At 53.2% G+C, this 13106-nt stretch carries 7 protein-coding genes; all 7 read left to right on the forward strand.

All coding sequences use genetic code 11. The features are described 5' to 3' along the window. The first annotated feature begins 26 nt into the window (after nt 1-26). On the forward strand, nt 27-1409 hold the full coding sequence (locus AACZ40_RS23380; RefSeq protein WP_339676054.1) for a hypothetical protein: 1383 nt from the start codon (nt 27-29) through the stop codon (nt 1407-1409). A 10-nt stretch (nt 1410-1419) separates the two neighbouring features. After that, nucleotides 1420-2694 carry an ATP-binding protein gene (locus AACZ40_RS23385; protein ID WP_291166835.1) on the forward strand — a complete coding sequence of 425 codons (1275 nt, stop codon included), beginning with the start codon at nt 1420-1422 and terminating at the stop codon, nt 2692-2694. Then, on the forward strand, nt 2691-3572 hold the full coding sequence (locus AACZ40_RS23390; protein WP_291166834.1) for a hypothetical protein: 882 nt from the start codon (nt 2691-2693) through the stop codon (nt 3570-3572). The genes AACZ40_RS23385 and AACZ40_RS23390 overlap by 4 nt, the downstream gene beginning before the upstream one ends. Nucleotides 3573-3615: 43 nt before the next feature. Further along, nucleotides 3616-7308, forward strand: coding sequence for a phage resistance protein (locus AACZ40_RS23395; protein ID WP_291166832.1), 3693 nt, complete (start codon nt 3616-3618; stop codon nt 7306-7308). After that, entirely contained in the window at nt 7305-10034 is a 2730-nt protein-coding gene (gene pglZ, locus AACZ40_RS23400; protein WP_291166830.1) for a BREX-2 system phosphatase PglZ, read from the forward strand. Before AACZ40_RS23395 ends, pglZ begins: the two co-directional genes overlap by 4 nt. A gap of 20 nt (nt 10035-10054) precedes the next feature. Next, nucleotides 10055-11065, forward strand: coding sequence for a BREX-2 system adenine-specific DNA-methyltransferase PglX (gene pglX / locus AACZ40_RS23405; RefSeq protein ID WP_291166828.1), 1011 nt, complete (start codon nt 10055-10057; stop codon nt 11063-11065). Between the two features lie 19 nt (nt 11066-11084). Then, nucleotides 11085-13106 (forward strand): BREX-2 system adenine-specific DNA-methyltransferase PglX (gene pglX, locus AACZ40_RS23410; protein ID WP_339676058.1); only part of this gene is annotated, 2022 nt, incomplete at its 3' end.

Below are 13106 nucleotides of genomic sequence, written 5' to 3' on the forward strand. Positions count from 1 at the left end.
AGTGGATAAATGCGAGGGCAAACGAGATGTCTAACATTGCACCAAGTAGGGGGCATACTAGATCGAAACTCGCTGAGTTTGAAGTACTTAATAAACAATTACGCTCTCAGCAAATACGTCTCCAAGAAGATCTCGACTGGGAATGCTACCGTCTCTACGGCTTACTGGACGAGGACCTGACGTACCCGGTGGAAGAATCATTCGGTATTCAGTTGGGCGAACGGGCCTTTGAAATCGTGCTGGCACGGCAGATAGCCACTGGCGAAGTCCAGACGACCTGGTTCGAGCGTCACGGCAGCACGCCGATCACCGAAATTCCCGACCACTGGTCCGATGACTATAAGCAGCTCGTCCAGCGGCGGATCGAAGTCATCGAAGAGAACAAAAACATCGCCCTGATCGAACAGCCCGAATACAAACGCCGCTGGAATACGGAACCGTGGGATTCGCAGGTGGAACGGGCCTTGAAGTCGTGGCTGCTGGATCGTCTGGAAACCTACTTTGATTTCGATGGCCGGATGGCCGCGGATGCCGAGTTGAGCGAGGAAGACAAACAGAAACTGGGCGTCTCTGCACCATTGCGAGAGATCGCATTGTATTCAGTGGCGAAACTTGCCGACATCGCCCGGCAGGATTCACAGTTCATGGAAGTCGCGGAAGTCTATCGCGACGATCCGGCCTTTGATGTGGAACGCCTGGTCGAAGAACTCGTCAAAGGAGAACACGTGCCGCTGCTGCCGGTGTTACGCTATAAGCCGACCGGCCTGCGCAACCGGGCCGAGTGGGAACGAATATGGGAACTGCAGCGGCTGGAAGACAAACTGCGTGCTGGTGAACCCGTTAACCTGACCGATTACGATCTGACCGAACAACAGTGCACAGAGCTCGCCGCGTGGCAGAGCGAGACGCCCGACAAGCAGAAAGCCGACGATCGAGGACTGGACCCGATTCTGTCGATCCCAGTCCCCCCCAAATATAAGAGCAGCGATTTCCTCTCCACCGGCGGTGCGCGTTACTGGGCGCTGCGGGGTAAACTGGATGTGCCCAAAGAACGCTGGGTCAGTTTTCCGCACTGCGAAGGGCCGGACGGCGCACTGCTGCTCGCCTGGGCCGGTTACAATCATCTGCAGTTAACGCAGGCGATCAGTGCGTATTTCGTGGAAGTGCAGGAACACCTGGGGGGCCGCGACGATGTGCGTTTGATTCCGCTGCTGGCGGGGGTGATCGAACTGTTGCCCTGGCTCAAGCAGTGGCACCACGACATCGATCCCGAATTCAACCAGCGAATGGACGAAGTCTACGAAGGTTTCGTCAACGAAGAAGCCCGCGCCCTGGGCAAAACCAGCGATGAAATCAAAGCCTGGCAACCGCCGAAGAAGCCTACAAAAAAAACACGGACTAAAAACTAAAGGAGTCACAATGTATATCGAGAGTATCACACTGGAAAATATCCGCACTTTCGCTGCGGAAAAAACGATGACTTTTAATCATCCGGACATGAAATATGGTGAGGGCCATGAATTGCAGAATCCGCCGATGTACAAGAACGTCAATCTAATTTTTGGCGAGAACGCCTGTGGTAAAACGACGGTTCTGGAGGCGATTGCCCTTGCTGCGCTGGGGCCTGCGGTGAATGAATCTCGGATTGCCCCTCGACCACTTGTTCGATTCGAGCCAACCACTCGTACACCGACTTCCCGCGAGAAAAATAAAGAAGGGTCAATCCAAGCAAACTTTGCACTACAGGACAACGAAATTCTGAACTTAAGAGATGAGTCCCCTTCGAAAATTGGTTCTATTGAGCTTAAGATCACACAAAAGGGGGAACTGGAAAGTTTTGATTTTGAGAGTAGTGCTCAAATTAACTGGGAAAAAGTTTATCTCTCCGGTAATGACTCGTTCTTCGCGGTTGCTTATGGAGCAACGAGACGAGTTGACTCGTCATCAGATCGGATTCGCTCCAAAGGAAGATCAAGTAAATTTGCAAGACTTGCGCGGATCGAGAGTATTGTACAGGAAGGCTATACATTAACATCACTTCCTTCATGGTTCTCATTTTATAAGAAAGGAACCAAACGTTCCAAACAAGTTGTAGACTTAATTAACGGTGCACTTGGGCGCGGACATTTTGTATTTAAGGGGAAACAAGTCAAGGATGATTTTGTATTCTCGCTAGGTGGAATGGAGATTCCGTTTCGGAGCCTATCTGATGGTTATAAAGCGTTTCTTGGATGGGTCACTGACCTTATTTATCATCTTGACTATGCCTGTAAAAGATCAAATCTCCGTATAAATGAAGTTTCGGGAATCGTACTAGTTGATGAAGTCGATCTCCACCTGCATCCTGCCTGGCAAATGGAAGTGATTGGCCACCTGTCGAAAACCTTTCCGCGTTTGCAGTTCATTTTTACGTCTCATAGCCCACTGATTGCCGGTTCGGTGGAATGGATGAATATTAAACACCTGCGCTTGGACAATCAGCATCGGACTGCTATTGATCCCTTTGAGCAGGCAATCCATGGCCTGGATGTTGATCAGATTCTGGTTTCTGATCTGTTTGGACTGGAATCGACTCGCGCACCAGATAAACGAGACAAACTATACAAACTGCGTTTGGAAGCAAGAAAGGGAAGTAACGAGGCCGCCATGAATCTGATATCAGAGATGGCGAAAGGACTGGAGGGCAATAAATGATTCGTATAGACATTGATCGAAATGATCTCGAACAGCAGATCGAAACTCATAAACCAGGTTGGCTTACTGATGCACAGACGAAAACAGATGAGCTGGAGGCTGACACGACTCTCAAAGTCACTAGCATCTGGAGCCCCATAAAACAGGTTTTTACAGATCTCCAGTTTTCCAAGTGTGTTTTTTGTGAAAAAGAAATCGAGGACCAGCCCATTGAACAGGACGTCGAACACTTTCGACCGAAAAATAATGTAAAACGCTGGAAAGTACCCAACTGGATGGAGAATACCGAAGGTGTTCATGTCAGCCAGCCCAACTCAGGTTCTGAAGATGGGTACCGATTACTGGCTTATAAATTTCTGAATTATGCCGCTGCCTGTAAAACCTGCAATTCTACACGCAAACGAGATTACTTTCCCATTGCAGGAACAACACGAAAAAATAATTCGAAGAATCCCGCTACGATGAAAAGTGAAAAGGCATATCTGATCTATCCGATCAGTGATCTGGATGATGATCCTGAAGACTTGATAGAGTTTTTTGGTCTTTCCCCACAAGCAAAAAAGAAATCGGGGTTTGGTCGCAAACGGGCCCTGGTCACCATTGAAATGTTTCAGCTGGATGACGATGACGAGCGTGCCTATCTCTTCAAACGTCGAGCAATGTTGATCTATTTATTATTCACTGCACTGGAAAAGGTAAATAACGGCAATACGCAGCAGCAGGCGGAAGGACAAGCGGGAGTCGATTTTTTAACCTCTTCTAAATGCGAACATACCAACTGCCTGCGCTGTTTCAAAAAATTATACGACACTGATTTCCCGAAAGCAGAAATCGTTTCCCAGGAAGCATTCAAGCTGTGGACAACGGGTTCGCCATAAGTGTGAAGTTTGCCCGATTCCAATTACGATAAAGAAAACACCAATGACACTCATCAAAGAACTCATCAACATCCCGGAACAGATCCAGCAGGGGGACTTTGTGCTCCGCCTGGCGGAGGATATCAATCGTCCGGAAGTCGTCCTCGATAATTATGTCGTCACGCCGGAACTGAGTGCGTGTTTCGATTCGGCACTCTCGTTTATCGGCAGTGCCGTTCAGAACCGGACCAGCAAGGCCAGCTATCTGCACGGTAGCTTTGGTAGTGGTAAGAGCCATTTCATGGCGGTGCTGCATCTGATCCTGCAAGGCAACCCCACCGCACGCGGGATTCCCGAACTGGCGCCCATCATTAAGAAGCACAATGAGTGGCTGGCCGGCAAAACGTTTCTGCTCGTGCCTTATCACATGATTGGTGCTCACGATATGGAATCGGGTGTCCTGGGGAACTATGTCGAGTTCATGCGGCGGACCCACCCCGATGCTCCCATACCACCGGTTTATGTCTCTGCGGCCATCATCAAGGAAGCCAAAGCCGAATGGGATACGTATGGTGATGAACCGTTTTTCAAGCGGCTCAATGCAGGGCTCAGCAGCAGCGGGGGAGGTTGGGGAGAGCTGGAGGCTGCCTGGGATGCTGCCTCATTTGAAGCAGCGGCCGCTGCACAGCCGGAATCCGAATCACACCTGCGACTCGTGAGTACGTTGCTGAAAACCGTGGCGTCCTCCCATGCCGAAGTTATCAGTAATCGGGGCGGGAACTTTGTCCGTTTCGATATGGGGCTCTCGCTGATCAGCCAGCATGCGAAGGCACTCGGCTATGATGCCCTGATTCTGTTTCTGGACGAATTGATTCTCTGGCTGGCCTCGAAAGCCGCCGACCTGGCATTCGTGAAACGGGAAGCCACCAAACTCACCAGCCTGGTCGAAGCACAGTCCGCAGAACGGCCGATTCCCCTGATCAGCTTTGTCGCCAGACAACGCGATCTCCGCGAACTGGTCGGCAATCATGTGCCGGGGGCTGAGAAACTCAGTTTCAGTGATTCACTCGACTGGCAGCAGGGACGTTTCAATACCATCACTCTGGAAGACCGGAACCTGCCGGCAATCGCTGAGAAGCGGGTCTTGCGCTGCTATGATCAGTCGGCCCGTGACGAACTCGATGCGGCCTTCGAAAAGACGGCTCGCATGAAGGATAATGTCATGAGCATTCTGCTGACCCAGGAAGGGAATCAGCAGATGTTCCGACAGGTTTATCCTTTCAGTCCGGCACTGGTACAGACGCTGATCGCGGTTTCCAGTGTTCTGCAGCGGGAGCGGACCGCACTCAAGGTGATGATGCAGTTGCTCGTCGATCATCGGGATACACTGCAACTGGGCGAGATTATCCCCGTCGGTGATCTGTTCGATGTCGTCGCACACGGAGACGAAGCGTTCAGCCAGGAAATGGCAACCCACTTCAACAATGCGAAACGGCTCTACCATCAGAAACTGTTGCCCGTGATTGAGAAAGACAACGGCATTCGCCTGGAAGAAGTTGAAAAACTGCCGTACGACGATCCACGCCGGGTTCAGTTCCGCAATCATGATCGCCTGGTTAAAACTCTGCTGCTTTCGGCACTGGTCCCGGAAGTCGAATCACTCCGGGCGTTGACTGCGGAAAAACTGGCAGCCCTCAATCATGGCAGCATCAAATCCCCCATTCCGGGGAAGGAAGCTGCTGAAGTGCTGCGTCTGGTTAAGAAATGGCGCAGCTCTGTCGGCGAGATCAACATCGGCGAGGAAGTGAATCCCACGATTTCCTTGCAACTCTCCGGCGTCGATACGGCTTCGATTATCGAGCAGGCGCGGCAGACAGTCGATAATCAGGGCAACCGCATCCGGCGTGTGCGACAGATGCTCTATGAGCAACTGGGAATTGAAGGTGATGGGGAATTCGAACAGTTTCATGATTTCTGGTGGCGGAATACTAAACGCAATGCCATTGTCCTGTTCCGAAATATCCGCGAACTGCCGGCTTCGTCGCTGGAGAATAACGACACCGACTGGAAACTGATCATCGACTTTCCTTTCGATGAAGCCGGGCATGGTCCCCGCGATGACCTGAGTAAGGTTCAGGAAGTCAAGCAGTCACAACCCGAGGGAAATAAAACACTCTGCTGGATCCCTTCTTTCTTCAGTCAAGAAGCACTGGCCGACCTGGGAATTCTGGTCGCCTTGGAACATGTCCTGACCGGGGAACGATTTGGCCAGTTCACCAATCACCTTTCCCCCCAGGATCGTCAATCCGCCAAGACCATTCTGGAAAGTCAGCGGAACCAGCTGCGACAACGGGTTCAGAATCATCTGGATGCCGCTTATGGACTGGATTCGCTCCAGCCGGGTTCCATCGATCCCACATTCGAACTGGAATTGAACGAGCAGTTTGTCTCACTCCTGCCCGGCTTCGATCCCCAGGCACCGGTGGCCGCTGATCTGTCGGGAGCGATGCAGCATCTGCTCAGCCAGGCATTGCAGCACGAGTTCCCGGCAGCACCCCAGTTCGAAACAGAAGTCAAAACGGGGGCGTTGAAGAAGGTTTATGAAAATATTGCACCGGCGACGCAGACGCCGGATGGCAGAATTGAAATCGAAAAAACGCAACGGCCGGTCGTCCGTCAGATCGCCAACCCGTTAATGATTGGGGAACTGGGGCTCGACAAAACCCATTTTGTTCTGGGGCAGCACTGGAAAACTCATTTTGACCGCAAGGCTGTGGAGACCAGTAGTGGGTTCTCGGTAGGGCAACTGCGGAAATGGATTGACGATCCCCGCCCGATGGGGCTTCCCAAAGAAGCGCAGAACCTGATTATTCTGATCTATGCGGCACAGTCCAATATGACCCTGTATCTACATGGTGGTGCATTTGATGAGACGACACTCTCCAATGTGCCAGACGCCTGTGAACTGCGTAAAGTGGACCTGCCTGATAAAACAGAATGGGAAGAGGCCCTGAAACGTGCTGGCAGTATCTTTGGTATCGCGGGGCTCAAACTATTGAGTGTGGGCAACGTGCAAAAGCTGACAACCGAATGTAAAAAGAAAGCGGCTGATGTCAGGAAAGCCTGTCAGGCCTATCAGCAGGAGCTGAAACTCCGTCTGACCGAGTGGGGGATCAAACCTGATGATGCGAATCGGATGCAGACCGCCGCCGCGACCTCCTCTCTGGTAGAGAAGGTGTGTTCGACGGAGTCCGACAATCTCGTCAGCCTGCTGGCTTCCGCTCAGATCGCCACCAGTGAAACGGCAATGGGTGAATGTGTTGCCAAAGCTGCGGAACTGGAAGGGAATCTGAGCACTGCCGGCTGGCAGACCTTCGATCTGCTACGCGAGCTTCCCGAAGAGCATCGATCCGACGCGCAGCAGATCCGCAGTGAACTGGAAACAGCCCTGTTGAGCGATGAGCATGTGCTCGAACTTGCTCCCGCGTTGAAGTTGGCCCAGGCCCAGTCTCTCCGTTTAGTGAAGAAAATGGTCAAGGTCAGTCCACCACCGGTAGAAGACAAGCCTGACGTCACTCCGCCAGACATTAAACCACCCGTTAAACTGCGGAAGCAGGTTGTGGCGGAGGATGCACGACAGAATCTTTCGCTGCAGGCGGCACAGAAAGAGCTGGCGCAACTGGCGGAAAATCTCAAGCAGGATCAGTCAGTGCGGGTCAACGTCAGCTGGGTCATCGAACAGGGAGGAGACGTATGACGATCACGGCGCCTTCTTTCAGCCAGATCAAAGCGAAGGTCACTTCCATTCGGCAGAAACTGCCTCAGGCGAAGGTGATTGCGATTCATTCTTCCGGACGCTGGACCGATAAGACCGTCTGGACGGACGGAGATAACGACTATTCCATTACACAGTGTGATTCGCCGCTCTCGTTCCGCATGGCACTCCGCGAGCCGACGGATGAGCATACGACACGGGTAATCATCACAGGTCTCAAGGACCAGGACCTGGGCGATGATGTTTTACTGCGGCTGGCGAAACGCAGGCTGCTGGAGATCGATTCCTGGCAGATTGTCCGGTCACTGTTTGATGCGACCGCTGTGGACCCGCGTCTGACGCAACACCCCTGGATCGCAGAGGCATTATTGGAATTCGTTCCCGACGGCGGTTTCTCACCGGCACGAGGTGGGTTTCTGGATGCCGAGACCGCCTGGCCGCTTCTACTCAGTCACAGGCTGGGTTTCCAGGATGAGACACCCGATTTGACTTCCCTGTTACGCTGGTCCCTGAACCAGCAGTCCACAGATCGGTTTTGCGGCTGTGATCCTGAATTTCAGTCGGCGGTGATTACCTGGTTGACGGAAAAGGCAGGCTCTACAGCTGCCGTCATTCTACACTGCATCCAGCGTCTGCAGCAGGCGGATGCCGTTCCCCTGGGGTTGGCGGCCAGAGTTGTCTATCATCCCTCAGCTGCAGGTAGACTGGATAAGGCGGTTGGGAGACTGGAAGGAAAATATTTCCGTTCCAGTCAAGACGCTAACCACGCTGCCGGGCACATCCCTGATGCAGAAGACATGCAGCGCTGGAGCTCTACAGCGTCAGAAGTCATCCGCTCGATGCGGGAACAGGATTCCAAAACCTTTGAAAAAATCATCGGACGCGGCGATGCGATTCTTCAGGAAATCGGGGCGGCAGACTATGCCTGGCTTAGCGATACTTCTCGCCTCGGGTTTGACCAGCGGCTGGCACATACCGGAAATCAACTTAGTCAGCTCCTCGAATCGGAAGCCTGGGAAAATCTGGAGTCAGTACTGGATGCCTGCCGTTCTGTCCAGCGCCATGAGCAGGCCGCTCGGGAAACACGACGACTCCAGCGCGTGGAGATGGCAGTGCGCCTGGTTCGCTGGTTGAGCCATCTTGAAAAGCAACCTGCGGCGGAAACGCAGTCTTTCGATGCCGCAGCCGAATACCAGCTCCATGAGGGGGGCTTTGTCGACTGGGCCAGATTAAGCCTGCGGAGTGGCGATCCGGTTCCACAGCTTTCCACCGCCTATGCGCAACTGTTCGATCGCGTGACGCAAATCCGCCAGCAGCAGGCCAAAACGTTTGCGAAATTATTGACGGACTGGACTGCCTCCGGATCAAACAGCAAAGACGTGATTCCGGTCGAACAGGTCCTGGATCAGATTGTCGTTCCTCTGGCGGAAAACGGTCTCGTTCTGGCCATTGTCCTGGACGGGATGAGTGTCGCCGTGATGCGGGAACTACTGGCAGACCTGACGCGGCATGAATGGCTGGCCATTTCCGAACCGGGCCGGAAGTTCAACCGTCCCGGCCTGGCGACGATTCCCTCGGTAACCGAATTCTCCCGGACCAGCCTGCTGAGTGGTAAGCTGGGGCAGGGGACTCAGGACAGCGAGCGAAAACTGTTTGCAAACCACCCCGGTTTACTGGCACATTCCCGTAGTGGATCACCGCCGGTTCTGTTCCATAAGGCCGGGTTGTCTGAAAATGAAGATTCCGGACTGGCCTCTGAGGTTCGTAAAGAGATTGCCTCCACACACCGCCGCGTGGTGGGAGTAGTCATTAACGCCGTTGACGATCACCTGCTCAAAGGCGAGCAGATCGACACACTTTGGACCAGGGACGAAATCAAGGGACTGTCTTCACTGCTGCGTGAAGCACGCATCGCACGGCGCCTGGTGGTCTTGCTCAGTGATCATGGTCATGTGCTCGACTGTCATGCCCAGGGCCGCGTTTATCAGGACGAAGCTGCGGGAGGCGAGCGTTGGCGAACTGCGACCGGAGAACCGGAGCAGGATGAGATTCTGGTAGAAGGGCCGCGGGTGATTATGGCAGGCCAGAGGATAATTGTCCCCTGGAGCGAATCGGTCCGCTACGGAATGAAAAAGAATGGCTACCACGGGGGATTGACACCGCAGGAGATGGTGGCACCGATCGCGGTCCTGGCCAGCACCGACGAATTGCCTGTCGGCTGGAGTGAGCAGTCCGTCGATACTCCCAACTGGTGGGATCAATCGACAACAGTTGAAAGTGTCCCTGCGGAACCGGTACCCCGGTTGAAACCATTAGAGGAAAAACCGCGAGATACTCTGTTCCCGCTGGAAGAGGAAGAAGAAACGGTCCCCGCAACTGTCGAAACCGGGACGTCCGACTGGATCTTGCGGCTGATAAAATGCATTGTCTTTGAGGAGCAGAAACAATTCGGTGGCCGCGGCGTTCCCACGGATGAAGACTTTATCCATCTGCTCACAGCCCTGGATACCCGCGGCGGTAAATTGACCAGCGTGGCTTTGGCCCGCACTCTGGAGATTCCCGGCTTTCGCTTGCCGGGCTTTCTGGCCAAGGCCGAGCGCGTGTTGAACATCGATGGGTACGATGTTCTGCGTCGCGACGAAGCATCGGATACCATCGAATTGAACCGCAGTCTGCTGCTTACGCAGTTTGACCTTATTGAGTCGTGAACGAAAACTGAAAGCACACCATGATTAACCGCTCTGAGTTACTGTCCGATCTGCAATCGCTGCTGCGGAAACTGGAAGCCGACCTGCTGGTACGAACCAGTTCCGTGGAAGTGCCCGAGGTGGGGGAGTGGCTGCGCGCGGAGTATCAAAAAGCAAAAGACGCCGAGCGGACCGCGCTTACGTATAAACGGTGGCTGGACGACTTCATCACGCAGGTCGCTGCCGCCTGGGTGCTCAGCTGTGTGTTTGCCCGCTTTATGGAAGACAACGAGCTGATCGATCCGCCGCGACTGGCTGGTCCCGGGAAACGGCTGGAGCAGGCCCGCGATGAACACACGCTCTTTTTTCAGGATCCGGAGCACGCCAAGCTGACTGATCGAGAATATCTGCTTGATCTGTTTGAGGGACTGGCACAACTGCCCGCCGGTCAAGATCTGTTCGGTTCCCATAACCCGATGAACGCACTCCCCAACTGGCTGGGACCGGATGCCGCGGGGGAGTTGCTGCGGTTCTTCCAGAAGATCGATTCCGATACCGGCGTGCTGCTTCACGACTTCACCGATCCGGAGTGGGATACCCGTTTTCTGGGCGACCTGTATCAGGACCTGAGCGAAGCAGCCCGTAAGAAATACGCGCTGCTGCAGACGCCGGACTTCGTGGAAGAATTCATCCTCGACCGCACACTCGACCCGGCGCTCGACGAATTCGGTCTCGACGCACCCCCGGTCAAAGGCCGGGACGGCAAAGAACTGGCGCCGGCCGGCTTCCGCATGATCGACCCGGCCTGCGGCAGCGGTCACTTCTTGCTGGGCAGTTTCCCACGGATACTGGACCGCTGGCAGAAAAAGGACCCCGGCGCCAATGTCCGCGATCTGGTTCAGCGAACTTTGAATTCGATTCACGGCGTGGACATCAACCCCTTCGCGATTGCGATCGCCCGCTTCCGGCTGCTGCTGGCGGCCCTCAAAGCGTGCCACATTACCCAACTGAGTGATGCCCCCGAATTCGAACTGAACCCTGGCCTGCGGTGATTCACTTTGGCACGCGCCACTGCGAGGAACGGCGAAGGTCGCGAAGGGCCAACGCGAGTTCACAGCGCTCAGTCCCGAAGCAGAGCTCGATGATCAGCGGCACACGTATTTTGCAGAAGATTCTGAACGACTTACGAGGATTCTCCGTGAGTCCCACTATCACTGTGTCGTGGCTAATCCTCCTTATATCACACCCAAAGACCAAGCCCTCAATCAAGATTACCGAAATCGGTATTCGTCCTGTCACCGAAGGTATTCCTTGTCTGTGCCATTCATGGAGCGAATATTTCGCCTTTGCCTTCGTGGTAATGAGGTATCGGGCGCTGGGCTTTCAGGGCAGATTACTGCAAATAGCTTCATGCGTCGTGAGTTCGGAAAAAAGTTAATAGAAGAGTTTTTTGAGACGATCGACCTCACCCACGTCCTAGATATCAGTGGGGCGTACATTCCTGGACATGGAACTCCCACCGTTATACTGTTCGGTCGGAATCGGTTCCCAATTACTTCCGAAGTACGTGTCGTAATGGCAAATGGGGGAGAGCCAGAGACGCCAGACGATCCCGCCAAAGGAGTCGTGTGGACGGCTGTGACGGAGCAAGTTGACCAGACAGGAACAAATACGGAATTTGCCACTACGGCAGATTTGTTACGGTCGAAGCTGCAAAAGCACCCATGGTCAATTGGTGGTGGCGGAGCCACCGACTTGAAAGAACGTATTGATGATGCAGCTTCAGGTTCTCTGTCGAACATAATCGACGACATAGGTCGTTCGACTCACGTTGGCGAGGACGATGTGTATTTTCTTCCTCCCGACACAGCTCGACGCATTCATCTACGAGACTTTGTCGTCCCATTCGTTACCGGAGATTCGGTTCGCGACTATTCACTCGATGCAGACTTAGTGAGTGTGTTTCCTTATCATAAAAGCTCTGGTGAGCCGTTGGAGCAGATTCCCCTGGATATGCAGCGACATTTTTGGATGTTTAGAGTGCCGCTCCGTCATCGCAAAGACTTTGGTCAAACAGTCGAAGAGCGTGGTTTAAGATGGTTTGACCACACAATGTTTTTTCCGTCTCGGTATCGGACTACGCCGTATTTAGCATCACCGAATATTGCAAGCCATCTACATTTTGTTCCATCAAGTATACCGTCGCTGTTCAATATGACCGCTCCGGTCGTCATATTACAGTCCGATTCGCCGGAAGGTTCGTTTGAGCAATTATTGGCATACTGTAACAGTTCTATTGTGTGTTTCTGGATGAAGCAGATCGCACATCAAAAGCAGCTTACCGGTGGCGACGGTGTTCGGGTTGAATCGCTTTCCAAGGTGCCATTTCAGTATTCCACCACGCAGATAAAGAAGATTCCAATTCCTGCATCTGATGATGAAAGCAAGGAATCGTTATGGAAGCGTCTTTCTGATCTCGGGAAACGATTGTGTTTTCACATAGCTGAATTAGAAGAAATCTCGCCCCACAAGATTATTCAGTCGTCTTTCGTTACGGAGAATAACCTTGGCCATCTGATCAAAGCTGTCCATAAGAAACGACTAGACGCTCATCGTCACCTCGTTGCTATCCAAGAAGAGGTAGACTTTACCAGTTACTGCTTGTTCGGCCTCTGCGACGAGACTGTGCTTCTTGATCCATTTCCAGAGAATCTTTGTGTCGATGAAGGCGAGCGACCGTTTTGTATCAATAATCAAACTAACGAGGATGGCTTTGTTGTACCTAAAGACATACCGACGCATTGGCCTGAGTCTATAAAAACAGTGTGGAGACGGCGGATTGAGTGTATTGGCCAAAGTACGGAGCTGGGGATTCTCGAAGATTCGATGTACAAACGGCGTTGGGTGGGTCGCCAAGGATTGTTTAATCATCGCCGACACGCAGATGATCTACGAGTGGGCTTAGGGAAGTGGCTGCTGGATCGGCTGGAAAGCTACTTCGATTTCGACGGCCGAATGTCAGCGGATGCCGAGTTGTCCGAGGAAGACAAACAGAAACTGGGCGTCTCTGCACCATTGCGAGAGATCGCATTG

The organism is uncultured Gimesia sp. (genome assembly GCF_963972345.1).
Classification (GTDB): domain Bacteria; phylum Planctomycetota; class Planctomycetia; order Planctomycetales; family Planctomycetaceae; genus Gimesia.

What these genes read in the sequence shown, in the direction of transcription:
- AACZ40_RS23380 (WP_339676054.1), top strand. Translation starts at nt 27, where the DNA reads ATGTCTAACATTGCACCAAGTAGGGGGCATACTAGATCGAAACTCGCT.
- AACZ40_RS23385 (WP_291166835.1), top strand. Translation starts at nt 1,420, where the DNA reads ATGTATATCGAGAGTATCACACTGGAAAATATCCGCACTTTCGCTGCG.
- AACZ40_RS23390 (WP_291166834.1), top strand. Translation starts at nt 2,691, where the DNA reads ATGATTCGTATAGACATTGATCGAAATGATCTCGAACAGCAGATCGAA.
- AACZ40_RS23395 (WP_291166832.1), top strand. Translation starts at nt 3,616, where the DNA reads ATGACACTCATCAAAGAACTCATCAACATCCCGGAACAGATCCAGCAG.
- pglZ (WP_291166830.1), top strand. Translation starts at nt 7,305, where the DNA reads ATGACGATCACGGCGCCTTCTTTCAGCCAGATCAAAGCGAAGGTCACT.
- pglX (WP_291166828.1), top strand. Translation starts at nt 10,055, where the DNA reads ATGATTAACCGCTCTGAGTTACTGTCCGATCTGCAATCGCTGCTGCGG.